This is a genomic window from Xanthomonas sp. NCPPB 1638, from assembly GCF_041475635.2.
GTDB classification, from domain to species: Bacteria; Pseudomonadota; Gammaproteobacteria; order Xanthomonadales; family Xanthomonadaceae; genus Xanthomonas; species Xanthomonas cucurbitae.
This window is the reverse complement of sequence record NZ_CM192984.1, coordinates 2,691,040-2,709,821: the sequence shown is the minus strand read 5'-3', so window position 1 is coordinate 2,709,821 and position 18,782 is coordinate 2,691,040. Positions and strand designations below refer to the sequence as shown.

Here is an 18,782-nt window from a genome sequence, read left to right as displayed (position 1 = left end):
GACGATGTCATAACATAACATATACCTGTAATTGCATGCCATGGCGTGGCAAATGGGTGCGCTCCTGCAGCAATGCTGGATGCATGGCCAGAACTACACAACACCCAACCAGGGAGCGAGCGTCATGCCCCATCACCGGTTCGTCTGTCGTCATCGCCATGCCATCTCCTGTCGCTGACATCCTGGTTGCCTACTGGAAGTCCGACCGCTGGCCGCTGCTGGGCGTTGTTGCCGTGGTCGGATTGGCCAGCGTCACGACAGTCGCCGCGCCCTACCTGTTTTCACGCCTGATCGATCGGCTACCGCAGGACGGCGCATCAGCCCTGGCCTGGGCATTCGTGGCCTATGCCGTCGTGCTTGGGCTGGGATCGGCACTGCAACAGATGGTGCAGTACCTGTCCTTCCTGCGCTCGGAGAATCTCGGATTCATCGCCAGCACGCGCTACTTTGCGGCGATCCTCAGAAAGACCAGCGCGTTCTTCATCGAACACAATCCGGCGGAAATCCAGGCTGCTGGCGAAAAGGGCCGCAGTGGACTGAAAGTGCTGGTCCAGCTGGCACTGGTCGCCTTCGTTCCCGGCCTGCTGCAGATCCTGCTGAGCCTGCTCACGCTGGGCGCGCTGATCGACCTTCAACTCGTTCTCGTGGTGGTGGTCTATGGTGCGGTGGCCATCGGTCTGTCGGCCATCGCCACCCGGCGCGCGCGCATCTACCTGGAGGCGGCTACCGCAGCGGGACAGGAGAATGCCCGCTTCGTCGGCAATGCCATAAACGCGATGGAGACGCTGCGCCAGTTCGGCAGCCACGCCTGGATGACCCAGCGTTTCGAGCACAGGGCGCACGCGGTCCGTGACAACTGGCGTGCCTATGTGGTGCAGCGCCTTGGCTACATCGCCTTGTTGGGTGCGGGGCTGGCGGTCCAGTTCTCCGTCACCTTTTTGCTGCTGCTACCGCGCTACCAGGCGGGCGTCGTCAGCATCGGGGATCTGGTGCTGTTCAATCTGCTGCTGCTGCAGCTCAACACACCGTTCGAAGCGATTGCACGCGCCATCGACGATGTTGCGCGCGCGCGCGCGATGCTGCTCCCGTTGGTGACGCTCTGGGGTGCACCGGAAGAGCCGCGGGTGCAGGGTGGGCCCAAGTTCGTGCCAGGCAAGGGGCGGCTGGTGTTCGATCACGTCAGCCACCGTTACGACAACGGCCGTGGCGTCGCTGCGGTGAGCTTTACCGTAGAGCGGGGCGGCATCACCTTTCTGACGGGTGAAACCGGCGCCGGAAAGTCCACCCTCTTCAAACTGGCGTTGAAGGCCATCGAGCCGGACGCCGGCCGCATCCTTGTCGACGGGGTCGACCTTGCGGGCATCGATCGCGCCGATTGGCACGCGGTCGCGGCCCTGGTTCCGCAGGATGTCGTGCTGCTCAACGAAACGCTGGCAGACAACATCCTGCTTGGCCGCGCGCGCGATGAGGCCCGCCTGCGCCAGATTGCGGCCAGGGCGGCCATCCTGCCGCTTGTCGATGCCTTGCCCCACGGCCTGGAAACAGTCGTCGGCGAACGTGGTCTGAAGCTGTCCGGTGGCGAACGGCAGCGCATCGCGATCGCGCGCGCGCTCTACGGAAATCCTGCGATCCTGCTGCTGGACGAGGCCAGCTCCGCGCTGGACGACGTCACCCAGCAACAGGTGATGGCGCATGTGCGTGCGCTGGCAAACGAGGTGACAGTGCTTGCCATCACGCACCGGCACGCGAGCATTGCACCGACCGACCGTGTGATCGAACTGCAAGCCGATGTGGGCACGTCGCACGCGCCGGCCGAGCTGGCCTGACGCCGTACCTGCTACACGGCCGGCACGGTGGTTCTCTTCAAATCCAGCTTGGCCCGAAGCACATAGTTTCTCCGCAACGTTGGAACGATCTGGGTCAGGCGAGGATCGCTGTAGTCCTTGAACAAGGGCGGCCTGGCGGCGCGCAGGTAGAAATCACGCTCCTGTTTCACCGCCGCAGGCAACAGGATTTCCGAGGTATCGCTGTCGCTGGCATCGGTCACCAGGCAAGGGATGTAGCGAAACCCCAGCGAGCGCAGCAGATAGGCGCGATGCGAGCCATTGGTCAGGATCAGCCGTCTGCCGACGCGGGTGGCGCTGATGACGTTGTCGCTGAAACCCAGGTAGATCACCACGGCATGGCTGGCCGTCCCGAAGGGGGTGTACTGCGCAATGGCGGATGGATCGAGTACGGCCACATCGAGAAAGCGCAGGTCATTGGAGGTCGAGGCGAAGGCATGGTCGCCGTCTGCCTGCGAGTGGCGCACCTCTGGGTGCGCCTGTTCGCCCAGGCAGGTAGCCAATTCCATGATCTGCCGTTCGTCCGGCGCGGACGCTACGCGCTCCTTGAGCGTGTGTAGATAGCGCAGGTTGATGGATTCCTGGAAGACCACCAGGCGGTCCACTTCCACCATGCACCAGGAGCGCGGCACCAGGCTGGTGATCCGATGCATCGATGGCTGTCGCAATGCCGCTGCACCCAATGCCTGCAGGTCGTCTGGCAACGCCTGCACACCGATATCGTCTGCATGGCCGGCCTCGTCGCTGGCGAGCGCAAGCGCGACGGCCTTGGCCTGGCGCCACTGTTCCAGTTGGACCGACTCGTCCACCTGCCCGGCAGGGCATCGTTCGCGAACAAAACGAATCAACCGCGATAACGGAAACAAACCACGCAACAGCAGCGTCTGGTCGAACGCCTCGTCGTTGTTCAGTGCACTCATTGGGTTGCCTGCATCGTGGTCGCGTCGGTCGCGTCGGTCGTGCAGGAGTTTCTCCGGCGACATGCGCGTTCTGTGATTATTGTCACGTCGAAATTCCAGTGATTGAAAATAAATGCCACACGCTGGCAATTGTTATCTTGTAACATTGAGCAGCCGCGTATGCAATTTTTCACCAGGGTTGCCGCGGCTGTTTCGAACGCGTCCGACAATGTTGGGCGCGCCAACTTACCGACCAAAAGGAAATGTGCATGAACGAGTTGATCGAACTTGGGCTGGCAGAAGATTCCACCCAGCAGGACCACGATGGCGGCGGTCTGATCGAACTGGGTTCCGTCGTGTCCGAAACCCGCGCCCATAGCCATGGGACATTGTGGGACGGCATTTTCCCGACCACGTCGCCGTAACCGGCGGCACTGACGTCACCAGCGGTGCGTGCGCGGCATGCACCGCTTCTTTTGCGAATGGAAACGGCCATGCGTGAGATGGAGCCATCACCGCCATATCTGCTGTCCAGGCAAGCGCATGTGTGCATTGCCAATGGGGTGGTGGTGATGCTGGACGTGGCGACCGGTGCCTATCTATCCATCGGCGAGCAGCAGGCGGCCAGGTTGGGGCATCATGTGCAGGGTTGGCCGGTAGCGGCCCATGCGCCAGGCATCCCGCCGATTCTCCAGACGCTGCTCGATCGCCGCCTGATTACGCAGGATGCCCGGCTGGGCAAGCCCGCCACGCCTTCCACGATTGCGCTGCCAACCCGCTGGATGCGCGAGGGCGAGCTGCGGGGGCGTCCGCCGATCGCGGCGCGGGATCTGCGCCGATTCGTCGTTGCGGTGAGCTTTGCAGCCTTCAGCAAGAAAGTGTTGCCACTCAAGGCCATCGTGGCCAGGGCGCAGGGCAGGGCGCGGCGTCAGCCATCGGCGCCGGAATCGGTGCAGCGACTGGCGTCGCTGGTACGCATCTTCGATTGGTTGCGCCCGCTCGCGTTCAAGAAGACCGACGAGTGTTTTCTGTATTGCCTTGCCTTGAGCGAGTTTCTGGCCTGCTACGGGTTTTTCCCCTCATGGGTATTTGCCGTACGAACGGCCCCGTTTAGGGCCCACTGCTGGCTCCAGTACGACGATTACGTGCTGACCGACATTCCATTCAATCTACGCCGGATGGTTCCCATCCTGGTGTTGTGACACGGGCTGACCATGTATCGCTATCTTGCCGTTTTCTGGAATGGCCTGTCCGACACATCGGTGGAGCAGGCCGCACGGATCAACGAGACGATCGCCTCGGCGCTGCCTGACGCTGCCTGCGTGCTGCGCGAGGACGGTGCGGCGATCTATTGCCAGACCGACGACCCGGGCTTTTTCGAGTGCGTGCGCACCGGCCAGATGGTGATACTGGGGAAAATCTTCCCCAAGACCTTTGCCGACGGTGCGGTGCCAGCGAAGGCCAGCTTCGATGCGCAGGAAGCCCAGGCGGTGTGCAGTACCCAAGGCGGCCGCCTCGTGCAGCATTACTGGGGGCGCTACGTCGCGTTCTGCCATGACGCAGCTACGCGCAGCTGGTGCGTGGTGCGCGACCCCACTGCAGAGCTTGCATGCTTCCTCACGGTGGTCGGCTCGGTGACGATCGTCTTTTCCAGCATGGAAGACTGCCTGAAACTGCAGGTTGGACATTTTTCGCTGCGCTGGTCCTACCTGGAATATTCGCTGTTGTTTCCGTTTCGCGAGACCTCCCAGACCGGGTTCGAAGAGGTCGATGCCCTGGAAGGCGGCGAGGGTATCGCGATCCGCGATGGACAGCCGGCCGGGCGGCAGTGTCACTGGGACGTGGTGCAGCATGCGGTGGAGCATCCGATCACCGACCTGGACCACGCCGTCCGGCTGGCACGTACTACGCTGCTGGGCTGCATCGGAGCGCTGGCCAGCCAGCATGCACGGGTGCAATTGCAGCTCTCCGGCGGCCTGGATTCATCGATCATCCTGGCCGGCCTGCTGCACGCGCCTTCCCAGCCACAGGTGCAATGCGTCCATCATTACGATTCCGGCATCGGCGCCGATGAGCGCGCATTCGCGCGGATGGCGGTGGAGGGCGCCTGCGCCTCATCCGGACGCAGCTGCGAGTACATCGAATACGCACGGGCGCCGCACTGCGCACTGGAACAGCTCATGCACTTTCCGGTGACGGCGCGGCCGGCGCATTGTTCGGGCTACCTGCTGCATCGGCGTACCGGCCTGGGCAGCACCCCGGAGCAGGAACTGGTGCAGTTCACCGGGGTCGGTGGCGATGCGGTCTTCCTGCGTTTCAAGGGCAATGCGCCAGCCATCGACTACGCCTGGCAGCATGGCATCGATCGGCACTTCCTGCGCGTGGCGCTGGAGACCGCGCAGGCCGGTGATTCCCTCTATGGCGTGGTCAAGGATGCGCTGCGGCATGGCATCTTGAAGAAACCGGCGCGCATCAACGATAACTGGGGCAACCCTTGCGAATGGGTACGGGTGGACGCCGCTGCGCAGCGTGCGTCGCAGCCGGCGTGGCTGCGGCACGCCATCGCCCAGGGGCATCGCGTGTCGCCCTACAAGCTGGCGCATATCGGCAGGATGGTGTTCCCGGTCAGCGTGCTGGACCCGTTCGAGGGGGCGGGGCACTGGCACGGGGTGTCGCCGATCAGTGCGCAGCCGGTGGTGGAGCTGTTCGCGCGGATTCCACTGCACCTGCTCATGGCCGACGCCGAAGACCGCACCATCGCGCGACGTGCGTTCGAGGGCCTGCTGCCACAGGCGTTGCTGTCGCGCAAGGTGAAGTGCTACCTGGACGACCACTCCGTGGCCGTCACCCGGCACCATCGCGACTTCATCCGTGGCCTGCTGGTCGGTGGGCGGCTGGCCGAGCGCGGATTGATCGACAGCCAGCTGGCTGACGCCGGGATCGGCCGCGTCAGCCCGGATCATTCGCTCCAGGCACTGGGCATCTTTGGTCCCCAGCTCAATATCGAGGCCTGGCTGCGGCGTTGGTCGGCAAGCGCTCCTGGTGCCGCCGCAGCTGCGGCTTGAGCGGTGGCCTACCGGTGCCGGCTCATTTCTTCCAGGTACAGGTCTTCCAGATCGTTGGCGGTGATGGAGGCGGCCTGCAGCGTGCGGCGTAGGCGGCCCGCCTGCATCAGACCGATCGTGGTGGCGACCTCGCGCGCGCGGAACAGGTCGTGGGTCGCCATCAGGATCGCGGTTCCACTGTCGCGCTGGCGCACCAGCAAGGCATGGAACTCGGCTGAGGCCTCCGGATCCAGCCCCGAGGTCGGCTCGTCCAGCAGCAGCGCCTTGGCCTGCTTGACGATGGCCAGCGCAATACCCACCTTCTGGCGCATTCCCTTCGAGTAGTGGCCCACCCGGCGGTCGAGCACGTTGGCGGCCAGTCCTGCTGCCTTCAACGCCTCGCGCAGGCGCGCCGGCGAGCGTTCCTGCACGTTCGCCAGCCGTGCGAAGTAGTCCAGGTTCTCGTAGCCGGTCAGCTCTTCATACAAGGCCACCGTCTCGGGGATGTACAGCAAACGGCGCCGTACCGCCTGTGGTTCGTGTCGTGCGTCGAGTCCATCCACCTGGGCCGAACCGGAGGTCGGTTCCATGAAGCCCAGGAACAGCTTGATCGTGGTCGACTTTCCGGCGCCATTGGCACCGAGCAGGCAATAGATCTCGCCAGGGGCCACCGTGAAGCTCACATCCTGCAGCGCACGCTGCATGCCGTGGTGTTTGGTCAAGGCGTTTGCGCAAAGCATGCAGAGCTCCTCATGGTGATGTCGCCTGGCCACGCATGGCCCGCGCGGCGATCAGGGCCAGGCCCGTGGCGGCGAGCAGCGCCGCCAGATCGGCCAGCACGCCCGGCGACAGGGCGTTGCCAGCCTCGCGGAAGGCAAAGCGCGGCAGACTGTCGTACTCGGCCAGGGTCTGGACGGCATCGCGTTCCAGGTAGGACTGGTGCAGCCGTCGGCGCTGGTGCCAGAACGTGGTCACCTGATCCTGGAAGGCGAGGGCGCGGTCGGCATCGCTGCCGGCAAGGCGATCCAGCGCATCCTGGGCGGCCACGGCCGGCAGCAGCAAGCGCAATTGGTCCATGACGCGCCGGCGCGCATCGCGCGCGCGCCGGTGATCGGCCAGCATGGGCGCCAGTTGCCGGTCGGCAGCAACCAGGTCGGCATAACGCTCGCGCAGTTGATCGGGAATGGTGGGGGCCGGGGTGTGTACCGGCGCGGGGCTGGCCACGCGCTGCTGGCGTTGTTGTTCGGCAATGTGCGCCATGCGTGCCTTCACCTCGGTGGCAAAACGCATCTGCGAGGGCGGCGGCGCCAGCAGGTCGACCCCGGCCAGCGCCAGCGAGGGGGCCATGACCACCAGCAACAGCCAGATCGCACCGGCGGCGATCGCCGCATCGGTGGAGCGCCGCGCACGCAAAGCAATCACCACGGCCACCGCCAGCCAGAAACTGCCATAGCCCAGGACGATCAAGGCCAGGCAGGCCAGCCCGGCCGGATCGTGCGCGCCGGCCCACGCCGCCGCGGCCACCAGAAGTGTGGTGGCCGGCAGCAGCACCACCGCTGCCCGTGCCAGTGCCTTGACCAGGAGCAACCTGCCCACGCTGACCGGTTGCGCCATCAGCATGGCGGCGACGCCGCGCTCGCGCTCGCGCGACCACAGGTCGTAGCTGACCGCCAGCAGGATCAGCGGCAGCAGGAAGACGATGACGAAGGCCAGGTCGAAGCGCCCGGCTGCGCGCGCGGTCGGGCTGCCGATATCCGCCCACACACGCGTGAACAACGTCGTGGCATCCCCCAGCGCCACCACGTCGGCGGTGAAGGGATAGGCATCGGCCTGCCCGATCGACACCGCTGCCATCGCTGCCGGGCGCAGCACGGGTTGTACGCGCGGCAACACCGAAGGCGTCTTCCCGACGAAGTCGCGCGCACGCGTCTGCATCTGCTGCTCTTCGGCGGCGAGCAGGCCGATGGCCGTCATGCGCTGGCCGACCCACTGGTGGCCGTTCCACGCGGCATAGGTTCCCAGTGCGGCCAGCAGCAACAGCAGGCCGATGACGGCGCGATCGCGAAACAACCGACGCATTTCATAGCCCGCTACCGCACTGCTGCTCATGCCACCCGCTCCAGGCGGGCGGCACTCAGGCGCGTCAGGCCAAGTGCCAGTAGTAGCCAGCCCAGCAGAATCGCCAGATTCGGTGCCTGCGCGGCGGCCGTGGCAGACAGCGATTGCGCGTGCGGGACATACACCACCGAACGCGACAGCGTGGCGATGTCGGCCAGGTGATAGCGCTCACCCGGCGCAGGCTTGTGCAGCTTCACCTCGTGGTTCAGTGCCTGTATCAGCCGATAGCGGTAGTCCTCCACGCCACGCAGGTAGGCCAGGTGGGCGGCGTAGTCGGTGCCGGCGAAGGCGCGCGACCACGGCTGCAAGGCCAGCGTCGGCGAGAGCGCTGCGAACGCGCGCTGCACGCGCTCCTGCCGCTGGTAGGCGACATGCAGGCGTTCGAAGTGCCGTGCGTAGGTCTGGGTGGAATTGTGCTCGCCGAACTCCAGCGCCACTCCCCGGAAGTTGACTGGCAGATCCGCCACGTCCTCGACTTGGTAGCGCGCCAGCAACGCGCGCTTGAGGGCCTCCAGCCGCTGGTCGGCAGGGTCGTGGCCGTCGACGCCACGTTCGGCCTCTTCGGTCACCGCCGCACGAAACGCTGGAGCCGACGGCGTGGGAACCAGGCTTTCGGCAACCGCCGGGGCCACCCGTGGCGCGAGCAGGGTGGACACCACCCAGATGCCCAGCAGCAGCGCCAACGCAGTGCGCGCTGATCGACACAGCGCGGAGAGGGCCACGGTGAGGGCACTGAAGGTCAGCAGGTAGAGCAGGTAACCGGCACCGATGGCCAGCAGCGCGGCGAGTTCGGGACCACTTGCACCCTGCAGCAGCAGCGCTGGAAAGCTGGCCACGAACAGGGCAGCGGCGAGCGTACCGGCGGCAATGGCCAGGGCCAGCAGGCGCCCGCCGACCAACGCCTTCGCGCCGCCGCCGGCGGCCAGCTCCTGGCGCAGCCGTTCGCGCGCCACCTCGCCGGACATGCTTGAAAATCCGGCGACAATGATGAGCAGTGGCGCCACCACCTGCAGCGCCCAGGCGGCCGAAAAACCGCCGAAGCGGCTCAGCGCCGCGCCTTCCTCGATTGGCCGGTGGCGCGCTGGATTCTGCGCATGGCCCTCAATGAACACCGAAGAGCCGACCACGTCGGACAGCCCGGCATCGAAGCTTGCCAGCGGTGTGACCGGCGCCGGAACGGCACGGCCGACATGCGCGGCTGCGTGTGGATCGATCAGGCCCTGGCCGTCCCACAGGCGTGCTTCCTCCTGGGCGACCGCCTGCCGCTCCTGCGCCTGTTGTGACAGGCGCACCGCACTGGTGACGATCGAAGTGACCGCCAGCAACAGCACCACCCCCGCCAGCCACACCACGCGCCGCTCACGCCACATCAGCACGAGCTGGGTGGTTGCCACGCCACGCAGCTGCGACAGCGCGGAGGTGTTCACGGTGTCGTCTGCAAGAGGCCCGGCCACGGCATGCTTCCTTGTTGAGCTACCACTGATAGGTCAGGGTGACGGACGCAAACCGCCCCAGTGCAGTGGCATTGGTGGGATCGAAGCCGCTGTTGATGCCGTTCACGACGAAGGGCGGATCCCGATCGAACAGGTTCTGCACATTGACGGCCAGGCGCGTGCCTTCCTGCGCGGATGACGCGCCGCCAAAACGGTAGCCGATCGTCAGGTCCACCGTGGTCCAGGACGCCACGTGCGGGTCGGCCAGGTTGGCCGGATCGCGATAGCGATCGGCATAGTTGACGAACACGCCGCCCGACACTTGGTGCCGGGTGGCCGCCAGCCCGCCACGCAGCTTGAGGTCGATCGGCAGGTACACCGCATTGAACGCCTCGACCTCCGGTGCGACTGGGCTGATCCGGCGCGTGGAATCGATGATGTACTGCCCCGCAAGGTTCAGCGCGATGCTGGTCTGCCCCATCTCCAGTTCGTAGGCTGCATCCAGATCGACGCCGCGCTGGGCGGTGGACGCGTTGTTGCGGAAGCGGTTGTCGAGAATCACCTCGGTGCTGGTTTCGTCGGTTCCGGGCGGCAGTGCGAACGGACCCACCCGCGACACGAACACCCCCAGCCCGGCCTGACCGATCTGGCGCGCCTCGCGGATCTGCTCGGGCGTCGGTGCGAAGGTGAGGATATCGGCATAGGCTGCGGTCGGGCCCAGGAACAGCGACGGAAAGCTGCAGGCAAACCCGCTGTCGATGCGGTCTTCGTAGCGGATGCGGTAGTAGCTTGCATCGATCTTCAATCCGGGCACGGCGCGCGGCGCGAACGACACCCCGCCGGTCCAGGTTCTGGCGCGCTCCGGGCCCAGCTCGGGATTGCCGTTGGCCAGCATCATCAATACGGTGCGTCCGCTGGGTGCATTCGGATTGGGGATGCGCGCCACAATGGCCGTGTTGTTCGGCTGCATGTCCTGGTACACCGGCGCGCGGTACGACCGCCCATAGGTGCTGCGCAGGGTCAGCCCCTCGGTGGCTTCCCACAGCAGGCCGAACTTGGGATTGAGGGTGGAACCGAAGTCGCTGTAGTCATCATGGCGCGCGGCGGCCGTCAACGACAACCTGCGCAGGCCGGGAAGGTCCTTGAGCAGCGGCACGTTCAATTCGGCGAACACCGAGGTGATGTCGCGATGCACGTCGAACGGCCGCTCCAGCCCGCGGTAGTCGAAAAAGTCGTAACCATCGCGCCGGATGCTGCTGCCGAACGCCACCCGCGCGGCACCGGCGGGCAGGGTGGCCAGTTCGCCATCGGCGATGAGTTCCAGATAGCGCGTGTCCGAACGCATGTCGGTAGGACGCGCGGTAGTGGCCGACGTCGCCGAGATCGTGGTGCGCTCGTAGCGCACGGCATTCCTGCCGTAGCCGCCATTCAAGCGTGCCTGCCACTGCCGCGGCAGCTCCAGGGTCAGCCCGGCAAACAGATCGAACTGCCGCGTCTGCGGGAACAGGCGGGTTTCATCGGCGGTTCCGGAGATGGTGGTGTCCATGTCGCGCTTGGCCCACGAGCCGGTGACGGTAAGCGTCAGCACCTCGCTCAGTTGCTGGCTGCCATCGATATACAGACTGTGTCGCCTGGAACCGGGATACAGGTCGTACGGCGTGGCGGTGACGTTCTTCGAGAAATCACGCTCGCTGGCGGCCAGATTGTCCTGTTTCAGAAATTCGTAGCTGGCCAGCAGATGCCCACCATCCCATGCCCAACCACCAGCCTGCGATGCCTGGTACTCCTGCATGCCGCCACGTGTGGTGGTCCCCGCGCGAACCGCAGTTTCGTAGCCGGTGAAGTCGCGGCGCAGGATGATGTTGACCACGCCTCCCACCGCGTCGGCGCCGTAGATCGCCGATGCTCCGTCGGTCAGGATCTCCACCCGCTCCACCGCGCTCAATGGAATCAACGACACATCGACGTACTGATAGCGGTTGGACGAGGCCACCCGATGGCCGTTGACCAAGGTCAGCGTGGTGCCGGTACCCAGGCCACGCAGGTTGATCGAGGTCCCCTGGCCAAAATTGCTCCCGGTATCGCGGTCCAGCCCGAGGTTGGCGACATTGGCGCCATTGGCGCCGCCGCCGAAATTCTGCGGAAGTTTTTCGAAGAACTGCTGCAGCGTCGCCACGCCGACACGTTCGATATCCTGTTTCTCGAAGACGATGACTGGAGACGCCCCGCCCGTGGTGATCTCACGGATATGACTGCCGGTGACAAGAACCGGCGCGAGCGTGCGCGCGCCGTCGCCTGGCTGCACATCCTGCGCGTCGCCACGCACGGCGGCACCTGGCTGCTGCGCCAGCGCCGGCGCGGCGCCCGCCAATACAACGAGGATACTCGCCGCCAGCAGTGCTGGCGGCAGGACAACGGAACGAGTTTTCATCACTGGCCGGCGGTGTGGTGAGCGTAAGGATCGCGGCGTTGCAGTGATGCGACGCGCCTGGAATTGTTACAATATAACCCCTGTTTGTTATCTTATGACAAATATCGCCGCGCGACAATCCGGCAATGCAAGGAGGGCGAACATCCGTGCATCCGTGCTGGTTTGCGCACCTTCAGCGCAGAGCTGGCGCCGACACGCGCGTTCGGAGGCGGCGTGTCATGCCGGGTGACGTGCCGAGGACGGCGCGTCGGAACTAGCGGCCAGGCGGTTCGACGGGCGCCTGCAACAACACCATGCTCGAAGCCTGAGCGGTGGGAAGCCACAGCGCGAGCAGGGCGCACAGTTCCCCGGCGGCACGTCCGGTGCGCCGCGCCGCTGCGCGTGCGCAATCGACCAGCGGGCGTGGCCGACGCATGGCATGGCGCAACGCGAAGAATTGCCAATCGGTCAGCGGCTCGATCCCGACACGGAATCGATGGCGACGAACGACCACGAACTCCCGGCTGGCGGCCGGGGCGGGGACCACATCGCCCCCCGACAACCAGCCGCGAAGACTTTCCACCGTGTGCGAGACCATGGTCACGCGTGTTGTTGCCGGCACATGCACGACACAAGGCCAGCCGTGCGCCAGCGCGCTGGCGTCGATGCCCGCGTCCACTTTCGTCTGTTCCAGTCCATGCGCGCGGCTGGCATCGGCCAGCGCCCGCTCGATCCACGCCAACTCCAGCGGAAGGCGTTGCCGTTGCGCGGCGCGCGCTCTTTGCGAGGCCCGCAAGAACAGCGGAAACCGCGCCCCCAGCGCATGCAGGGAAGGTGACCCGGAGGGGGAGCTGCTCAAGTACGCCCGGGCGAAGAATGCAAACAGTTCCGCGCCGAACAAGCGCGCCAGTGCCGGGTGGTCGGCGTGCAGGCAATCGATCAGCCTGAGCCAGTAGCCATTGGCGTAGATCGCCAGCCGCTGGTGCGGGTCGACACCGGCAGGGACGGCAATCAGTGTCCTCAGTTCCACGCCCTGATCGGCGAATAGCGCAGATGCCGTCCTGAGGCCCTCGCCCAATCCCGCTGGATGCGTGGTAGCCGTCAGCATCCAGCGCTGCAGCTGTTCGAGCGGCGTTGCGTTGCTGGCCTGTGTTCGCAGATCAGGCATCCAGCGGCTCCGTCGGACGGTAGTGCAGTGGCGTCGACACTGCGTGCTCGGCCATCACCGGAGCGATCATGGCCGGGGTGCGGCCCTCCAGCAGCTGACGTGCCTTGTTCAATTCGTCCAGAAGCCCGGTGTAATCGGGCAGGTTGGCATCCCATTCCAGCAGCGTGGACACGCCGCCGGTCAGCTGTTGCGCAAGTGCGTACAACTCCCAGACGCGCCCGGGCACCGGCTGGTCGTGCGTATCGACCAGGCAATCGCCGAACTGCGTTGGTCCCGCCAGATGGATCTGCACCACCTGGCGGTGCGGTAGGGCGCGCAGATACTGTTCGGGATCGAAGCGATGGTTGTGCGCGCTCACGTAGACATTGTTGACGTCGAGCAAGAGACCACAACCGGTGCCCTCGGCCAGACGCGCCAGGAACTCCCACTCGGGCATGGTCGAGGTCTGGAACTGCACATAGCTGGACGGATTTTCCAGCACCAACGCCCGGCCCAGCAGGTCCTGCACGCGCAGCACGCGATCACGCACATGCGCCAGCGATTGTGCAGTGAAGGGCAGTGGCAGCAGATCGTGCGTGTTGTGCGAGCCAAGCCCGGTCCAGCACAGGTGATCCGATATCCAGGCCGCGCCGATGTCTTCGGCCAGGCGTGCGAGCTTGCGCAGGTAATCGTGGTCGAGCGGTGTCTGCGAGCCGATCGACAGGCTCACGCCATGCATGACGATGGGAACCTCGGCGGCCAGCTGGCTCAGCATGGCGCGTTGGTAGCCATGATCGTCGAGATAATTTTCCGAATTCCCTTGGGCCATGCGAGCAATGGCCCGTCTTGATGCAGTGCTTCGCCTCGCCAGTGCCTGAGCGATAGCAGCGCGATCGCCGTCATCGCAGCGATGCTTGCCAGCACCGCCGTCATCGGGCCAATCTGAGGGTCGGCAGGGATTTGTGTAAAACACAGCCAAAAGTGAGCTAAATCACTGTCAGTAAAGGATTTCTAACGAGCCCTGCCGACCCTCATGCCGGGCTACTGCTGCACGTGCACCACCAGGTCCAACACGGAGAGCCGCAATTCGACGTCCACCTCGCGCCACACGTTGGCGACGTGGAAGGACCGGCCTATAGCAACCGCGCATGGCCTGGCCGCTTGGGCGCGTAGCGCGCCCAAGCGCGCTCCGGTGGCGTCATGGACGTGTCGACGCTCATCCGGCTTCATCCATCGTCACCAACTCAAGGGTGGGCGACCCAAGGCATCCAGGCGCTCTGCATCTTCAAGGATCGCAGCAGTTGTGCGCGGCGAGATGGGCTGTGCGTTATCCAGTCCATAGGCCTGCCGCGCAGCATCGCCGGCTAGAGCTTGACGCGTCCGCGGTGAGTACTCTTGCAGCCTTTGACGCGTGTTTCGGGCCAGATCGGGGGCGATGACCGGCATCGAGGAACAGATATCGCCAGGTGCGGGGTTGGCTAGAAAGGCTCTCTCTAGGTCGCGCGCATTTGCATGGAGTTCAGTTTGCGGGTCCTCGATCTCGGCTCTGAATGCGTTTGTCCTGGCCAGCGCGTCGATTGCATCAGGCTTGTCGAAGCGTTCAACTACATTGGTGGATGTTCCGTACGTTTCGGCCCAGTGCGAATCCCTTAGTAGAACGGCCGGACCGTCGGCCCACGAGTCGAGGACTACAGTGGATTCTTCCGCCTCTGCCGAGCCTGGGGGCCGGTAGAGCGCGTAGAGGTGGGTCTGGTCGTAGTCGCGTACGGTCATCATCTGCCCGCCATTCTCCATGCGGACTGCATGCCGACGTGCGTTAATCGCTGCATTGTGATCACAGTTGCCTGCCCCCGCAGCCAGCGCACTGCCTGCCAGTAAACTTTCGTCATTTTCACCGAGACAGTAAGACAGGGAGCTATAAGTGGCGCTCCGTCCGTTGCTGAGCCGCAGATCGCTATCGACATTGCCTCGCCCACGGTGCAAGGCGAGTCGTGTCTCGTGCACCGTCTCTGTAGCATCGGCAAGGCGTTGACGGTCGCTCGCGTCTTCGATGGGTCTGCCGTTGAGTCGCATACCAAGCTGGTAGGCCGCCTGCTGAACTTCGTGCGGTTGTAGGGTCGGCTGCCGGAAGCGCCCCCGCCTCGCTCCCGAAGTGCCGAGTGCCACCAAGCCATGCAGGCTGGGTGACATGGGCGCCTCGGGGGATGAAGGCGTAGAGGGCGTGGTCTGCTCTGTGGCGTTGGTTAAATAATGCTCAGGTGAACCCGCCACGCTCAGCTTTGAAGTGCATAGCCCCATCTTGATCTCCTGCAGTGAGTGTAGGAGCAATTCTGGGGGGGGGCTTTCCGATTCGCTTCGCCTCACCGAAATCCTGGCTGGGACGACGAAGCATTGACGCGGGGGATTACCTAGCCTCCGCCAAGCGGCGGATCACGAACTTCCTGGCATTGCACCAGCTGCGATGGGATTTTCGGGTTCGCCAACGGAGTGCGCTGGCCGCAGCTGCGCCAGTTCCCGCTCCAGGTGGGTGCGGTCAAGGCCTCGTTGGCCTGCGGCAGGGTCCCCCCGATTTTGAGTAGCACGCCAGTCTAGAGTCCAATTGCCTACCCCGAAGGAGATTGGACGTGAAGAAGCGTTTTACTGACGAGCAGGTCATCGGCTTTCTGCGTGAGGCCGAAAGCGGCGTGGCGATCAAGGATCTGTGCCGGCGCCACGGTTTCAGCGAGGCCTCGTACTACCTATGGCGCAGCAAGTTCGGTGGGATGAGCGTGCCTGATGCCAAGCGGCTCAAGGACTTGGAGGCCGAGAACACGCGCCTGAAGAAGCTGCTCGCCGAGCAGGTGTTCCAGAACGATCTGATCAAGGAGGCACTGTAAAAAAAATGGTGAGCGCACCGGCACGGCGAGCACTGGTGCGCGAGTGGGTAGGGCGAGGGGCCAGCGAGCGGAGCGCCTTGGCGGCGATGGGTATGAGCGCCAGTGCGCTGCGCCATTGCCCGCGCGAGGACCGCAACGTTGCGTTGCGCGAGCGCATCGTGGAACTGAGTTCTGCGGCAAGGCCATGGTCGCCTGACGGCTGGTTGCGCGATGAATGCCTCAACGAACACTGGTTCCCCACACTGCTGCATGCGCGCACCGAGATCGAGCGCTGGCGACGCGAGTACAACCAGGAGCGACCCAAAAAAGCCATCGGCGGACTGACGCCCTCCGCGTATGCCTCGTGTCGGGCCTGTGCCAGCGCTTGGGTGCGCGCCTGCGCCTGCGCTACGACCGTATCAGCCTCGGCGTGCAACCGCTCTGCCAGGCGGCTGACCAGATCCTGCAGCGCCTCGCCGATGGCGACCTTGGCGCCGGGGCGCTGTTCGTCCCAGTCCAATGAATCATTGAAATCGGATGCTCGGACAAAGACCCCTACTGACGATCGAACAGCGCGCTGAACTGGATGCAGTGATGCGCAAGCGCCACGGTAGTGCTGCCTTGGCGCGTGCGGTCCGCTCAGTATCAATTGGCCGGAGATTTCTCAAACTGCACAGTAATCCTGTGATTGGGCCAAGCAATGCCTAGCCCGGTTTCAGCCAGATCCAAAGGAGCCTGGAACGAACCGCCATAACGCTATTTCGCATAATGTATATTATGTCCGACTCGGTTCTGTGGCTTCATACGCGTGCCGCCTCCAACGCGGCCCTGAGTGCTGCCGGTGGTTGCTGCCACCGGCAAGAATTGCCCTGATAGGCATGAAAAAACGGGTCAGCAGTCGGGTTACCGCCCGGCCCTGGCCCGCACTCTTGCGCGGCTCCAGCCGCTAAGTGCAGAGCGGCGCATCCATGCGCCATACCCGCAGGGGCGACGCCCCTGCACCCCACAAGCAGCCACACCGCGACTATCGCCGAGGCCGCTGCAATTCGGTACTGGTCAACAGACACGGGCGCAGCGCTCAGGCTTGCTCTGCGCGCCGCAGGCGCGCACCCGCATGCCCAAGCGCCGCACCCTTGACACGATGACCATGACCGCCACGCCGCGCGATCAGCGACAGCTCGCGGCGGTAGTAGCCGATGAACGTATCAGCGGTCTGAAGCATTGAAGCGAACTGCACCTTTTCAGCGACGTTGGTAGGTCTTTCCGAGCGCATTTGCTCGATAACGTCGCGCATCTCATAGGCCCGAGCAAGGGCCGACCGCAGATAGTCCGGGTCCGATTGGCGCTTCACAGAGCACCCCCGGCATTTCCTGACGCGTCAGAATTTAGGTCCACTCCGGATGGCAGTGCTTGGCCTTGCGACCACTGCCACATGGGCAATTCTCGTTCCGACCGACCTTGGCCTGCGGACGCCTTGCCGTTGTCACTACAGGGTCGTCCCAGGATGGGACCGCCGATGACCGAGCCGGAGAGCCGGACTTTTTCTTGGCGGGAGGTGGACCAGGTGGAAACGACAACTCCCTCCGTGTGCGTTTCACCTGTTCCGAAATGCAAAACAGGATGTACGCGTTCAGAGAGACGCCCAGAAGCTGGGCGTGAGCCTTGGCTTCCTCGACTACATGCATAGGCAACCTGAGATTGAGCTTGTGGATGGCATCGTTCATGGCCCCATTGTGGCCCCATTATGGCCCCATCGCAAGAAACTGCAGAGACCCAGGAAAACCGTTGATACGACTGGCTATTGGGAAGAATCGCAGAGGCCGCGTGTGACTTGTTTAATAATAGACAAGCCCAAGGCATGCGGCCGGCTTCGCCGGCCGATGCCTGCCCGGTTTCGTGACGCGTCATGAAATGCAGCCGCCGAAGCAACTCATCGCGCTCACGCAAAAGCGACCCCATGGCCTCAGCGCGCCGAAACAGAAGGGTTAGCCAGGACAGGTCAGCAGCCTTGATCTCGTGCCCCTCAGGCGTTACGAGCGCGCCGCGATGATTGATGGAGCAGCTACCCCACTCCGGATGGATCAGATCGCCGTGGCGGTACACACGGAGGAGCTTGAACGCGGCATAGCTAGGCCGAGCCCTACCCGTCTCCCAATGGCCGATGGTCCGCACGCTGACACGGAGAAAGGCAGCAGCCTGTTCACGGGTCATGCCGCCAAAGATTCTGGCATCCCGAAACTGTGTGTTGCTGATTATGGAACGATGCGGAGATTTGTATAACGGAGTTTGCCGAGAGCGACTGCGTGCGCTCTGTATATTATGTAAAAACTGTCACGAGACGCCGGTCAGCCCAGGCATAAGCCCAACCGGTCAGAACCATCAGATGCCCTACGTAATAAATGTAGAACGCGCGGCGCGTGCGTGGTATCCGGATCGGCAACGCTGCCAGCCCGAGTAATGGCAGTGCGAGCAATGCCCAGGCGTTACCGTTGACGTAATACAGCGACGCGACCGGCAACACGAGCAGGAGCAGCGCAGCGGCTGGGCGGCTCACGCGCCATTGCCACGGGTTGCGCCAGAACATCCAACCGCCCAGCACGATGGCAAGGCCGCTCCAGTTGTACTCGATCGCCGCTGGCGCCAGACCCGCGCACAACGCGAGGAAGATCCAGCGGCCACGCTGGATCGCCAGGATGCAGGCAGCGGCGAGCGCAAAAGACAGCAGCACATTCAGTGGAAACACGCGCTGGAATGCGATCGCAGTGACCGGTGTTGCGATGACACCCCAGACAAACAGACGCTTCACCGACTTCTCGATATCCGCACCCGGCTGCGCAAGGTTGTAGGCCAGCACCAGTGCGAACAACGGAAATGCCGCACGCCCCAGTTCGGCAACGACCGGCACGTAGCCGATCGCCAGGACCTTCAAGGCGTGATCGCCCGTCATGAACACGACTGCCAACCATTTCAGAAATTCGCGGCCGCCACTGGTCACTGACGCGCCCTGCCTCGCCTGGGCGATTTATGCCCTT

The 18,782-nt window shown here is 64.3% G+C and carries 15 protein-coding genes and 4 pseudogenes; 5 read left to right on the top strand and 14 right to left on the bottom strand.

Annotated features, from left to right (window positions below; all coding sequences use genetic code 11):
* Positions 1-83 precede the first annotated feature (83 nt).
* On the top strand, positions 84-1,826 hold the full coding sequence (locus ACCQ13_RS11650; protein WP_211293019.1) for an ABC transporter ATP-binding protein: 1,743 nt from the start codon (positions 84-86) through the stop codon (positions 1,824-1,826).
* Positions 1,827-1,837: 11 nt separating this feature from the next.
* Here the strand turns inward: ACCQ13_RS11650 and ACCQ13_RS11645 are convergent, their stop codons facing one another.
* The gene (locus ACCQ13_RS11645) at positions 1,838-2,764 is read right to left on the bottom strand and encodes a hypothetical protein (RefSeq protein WP_274391951.1); all 927 of its coding nucleotides are present in this window, start codon (positions 2,762-2,764) and stop codon (positions 1,838-1,840) included.
* Positions 2,765-3,012: 248 nt separating this feature from the next.
* Here ACCQ13_RS11645 and ACCQ13_RS11640 point away from each other — a divergent pair, with 248 nt between their 5' ends.
* From ACCQ13_RS11640 to ACCQ13_RS11630, 3 genes are all read left to right on the top strand, one after another.
* Positions 3,013-3,168 (top strand): hypothetical protein, encoded by a 156-nt coding sequence (locus ACCQ13_RS11640; protein ID WP_170067010.1) that lies wholly within the window; start codon positions 3,013-3,015, stop codon positions 3,166-3,168.
* Between the two features lie 147 nt (positions 3,169-3,315).
* Positions 3,316-3,945, top strand: a complete 630-nt coding sequence (locus tag ACCQ13_RS11635; RefSeq protein WP_249027670.1) for a lasso peptide biosynthesis B2 protein — start codon at positions 3,316-3,318, stop codon at positions 3,943-3,945.
* Between the two features lie 12 nt (positions 3,946-3,957).
* A complete protein-coding gene (locus ACCQ13_RS11630) occupies positions 3,958-5,808 on the top strand; it encodes an asparagine synthase-related protein (RefSeq protein ID WP_372372080.1) in 1,851 nt (616 codons plus the stop codon).
* An 8-nt stretch (positions 5,809-5,816) separates the two neighbouring features.
* On the opposite strand, the gene ACCQ13_RS11625 is transcribed toward ACCQ13_RS11630, so the two are convergent.
* The 8 genes and pseudogenes from ACCQ13_RS11625 to ACCQ13_RS11590 form a co-directional block, all read right to left on the bottom strand.
* A complete protein-coding gene (locus tag ACCQ13_RS11625; protein WP_104604646.1) occupies positions 5,817-6,527 on the bottom strand; it encodes an ABC transporter ATP-binding protein in 711 nt (236 codons plus the stop codon).
* Positions 6,528-6,537: 10 nt separating this feature from the next.
* A complete protein-coding gene (locus ACCQ13_RS11620) occupies positions 6,538-7,896 on the bottom strand; it encodes an ABC transporter permease subunit (RefSeq protein ID WP_104604645.1) in 1,359 nt (452 codons plus the stop codon).
* Positions 7,893-9,359 carry a DUF3526 domain-containing protein gene (locus ACCQ13_RS11615; RefSeq protein WP_274391948.1) on the bottom strand — a complete coding sequence of 489 codons (1,467 nt, stop codon included), beginning with the start codon at positions 9,357-9,359 and terminating at the stop codon, positions 7,893-7,895. The genes ACCQ13_RS11620 and ACCQ13_RS11615 overlap by 4 nt, the downstream gene beginning before the upstream one ends.
* Before the next feature lie 19 nt (positions 9,360-9,378).
* Positions 9,379-11,769: a TonB-dependent receptor plug domain-containing protein gene (locus ACCQ13_RS11610; RefSeq protein WP_274391947.1), complete on the bottom strand. Its 2,391-nt coding sequence runs from the start codon at positions 11,767-11,769 to the stop codon at positions 9,379-9,381.
* A gap of 253 nt (positions 11,770-12,022) precedes the next feature.
* Positions 12,023-12,916, bottom strand: coding sequence for an HvfC/BufC N-terminal domain-containing protein (locus ACCQ13_RS11605; RefSeq protein WP_274391946.1), 894 nt, complete (start codon positions 12,914-12,916; stop codon positions 12,023-12,025).
* Entirely contained in the window at positions 12,909-13,724 is an 816-nt protein-coding gene (gene bufB / locus ACCQ13_RS11600) for an MNIO family bufferin maturase (protein ID WP_159407219.1), read from the bottom strand. Before bufB ends, ACCQ13_RS11605 begins: the two co-directional genes overlap by 8 nt.
* Positions 13,725-14,131: 407 nt before the next feature.
* Positions 14,132-15,193 carry a XopE/AvrPphe family type III secretion system effector gene (gene xopE / locus ACCQ13_RS11595; RefSeq protein ID WP_159407218.1) on the bottom strand — a complete coding sequence of 354 codons (1,062 nt, stop codon included), beginning with the start codon at positions 15,191-15,193 and terminating at the stop codon, positions 14,132-14,134.
* Positions 15,194-15,325: 132 nt separating this feature from the next.
* Positions 15,326-15,418: pseudogene (locus tag ACCQ13_RS11590) on the bottom strand (integrase); the annotation flags it as partial.
* Between the two features lie 101 nt (positions 15,419-15,519).
* Here ACCQ13_RS11590 and ACCQ13_RS11585 point away from each other — a divergent pair.
* Positions 15,520-16,112: pseudogene (locus ACCQ13_RS11585) on the top strand (transposase); the annotation flags it as partial.
* Here ACCQ13_RS11585 and ACCQ13_RS11580 read toward each other — a convergent pair.
* The 5 genes and pseudogenes from ACCQ13_RS11580 to ACCQ13_RS11560 form a co-directional block, all read right to left on the bottom strand.
* A pseudogene (locus ACCQ13_RS11580) lies at positions 16,109-16,399 on the bottom strand (hypothetical protein); the annotation flags it as partial. The pseudogenes ACCQ13_RS11585 and ACCQ13_RS11580 overlap by 4 nt on opposite strands.
* A 429-nt stretch (positions 16,400-16,828) precedes the next feature.
* Positions 16,829-17,044 carry a hypothetical protein gene (locus ACCQ13_RS11575; protein ID WP_159407217.1) on the bottom strand — a complete coding sequence of 72 codons (216 nt, stop codon included), beginning with the start codon at positions 17,042-17,044 and terminating at the stop codon, positions 16,829-16,831.
* Between the two features lie 91 nt (positions 17,045-17,135).
* Positions 17,136-17,435 carry an SEC-C metal-binding domain-containing protein gene (locus tag ACCQ13_RS11570; protein WP_223214457.1) on the bottom strand — a complete coding sequence of 100 codons (300 nt, stop codon included), beginning with the start codon at positions 17,433-17,435 and terminating at the stop codon, positions 17,136-17,138.
* A gap of 325 nt (positions 17,436-17,760) precedes the next feature.
* Positions 17,761-17,961, bottom strand: a pseudogene (locus ACCQ13_RS11565) (helix-turn-helix domain-containing protein); the annotation flags it as partial.
* A 106-nt stretch (positions 17,962-18,067) separates the two neighbouring features.
* The gene (locus tag ACCQ13_RS11560; protein WP_159407215.1) at positions 18,068-18,745 is read right to left on the bottom strand and encodes a TraX family protein; all 678 of its coding nucleotides are present in this window, start codon (positions 18,743-18,745) and stop codon (positions 18,068-18,070) included.
* Positions 18,746-18,782 lie beyond the last annotated feature (37 nt).

What these genes read in the sequence shown, in the direction of transcription:
- ACCQ13_RS11645 (WP_274391951.1), bottom strand. Translation starts at nt 2,764, where the DNA reads ATGAGTGCACTGAACAACGACGAGGCGTTCGACCAGACGCTGCTGTTG.
- ACCQ13_RS11620 (WP_104604645.1), bottom strand. Translation starts at nt 7,896, where the DNA reads ATGAGCAGCAGTGCGGTAGCGGGCTATGAAATGCGTCGGTTGTTTCGC.
- ACCQ13_RS11625 (WP_104604646.1), bottom strand. Translation starts at nt 6,527, where the DNA reads ATGCTTTGCGCAAACGCCTTGACCAAACACCACGGCATGCAGCGTGCG.
- ACCQ13_RS11640 (WP_170067010.1), top strand. Translation starts at nt 3,013, where the DNA reads ATGAACGAGTTGATCGAACTTGGGCTGGCAGAAGATTCCACCCAGCAG.
- ACCQ13_RS11570 (WP_223214457.1), bottom strand. Translation starts at nt 17,435, where the DNA reads ATGCATGTAGTCGAGGAAGCCAAGGCTCACGCCCAGCTTCTGGGCGTC.
- ACCQ13_RS11605 (WP_274391946.1), bottom strand. Translation starts at nt 12,916, where the DNA reads ATGCCTGATCTGCGAACACAGGCCAGCAACGCAACGCCGCTCGAACAG.
- ACCQ13_RS11575 (WP_159407217.1), bottom strand. Translation starts at nt 17,044, where the DNA reads ATGCGCGACGTTATCGAGCAAATGCGCTCGGAAAGACCTACCAACGTC.
- xopE (WP_159407218.1), bottom strand. Translation starts at nt 15,193, where the DNA reads ATGGGGCTATGCACTTCAAAGCTGAGCGTGGCGGGTTCACCTGAGCAT.
- ACCQ13_RS11610 (WP_274391947.1), bottom strand. Translation starts at nt 11,769, where the DNA reads ATGAAAACTCGTTCCGTTGTCCTGCCGCCAGCACTGCTGGCGGCGAGT.
- ACCQ13_RS11630 (WP_372372080.1), top strand. Translation starts at nt 3,958, where the DNA reads ATGTATCGCTATCTTGCCGTTTTCTGGAATGGCCTGTCCGACACATCG.
- ACCQ13_RS11635 (WP_249027670.1), top strand. Translation starts at nt 3,316, where the DNA reads ATGCTGGACGTGGCGACCGGTGCCTATCTATCCATCGGCGAGCAGCAG.
- ACCQ13_RS11650 (WP_211293019.1), top strand. Translation starts at nt 84, where the DNA reads ATGGCCAGAACTACACAACACCCAACCAGGGAGCGAGCGTCATGCCCC.
- bufB (WP_159407219.1), bottom strand. Translation starts at nt 13,724, where the DNA reads ATGGCCCAAGGGAATTCGGAAAATTATCTCGACGATCATGGCTACCAA.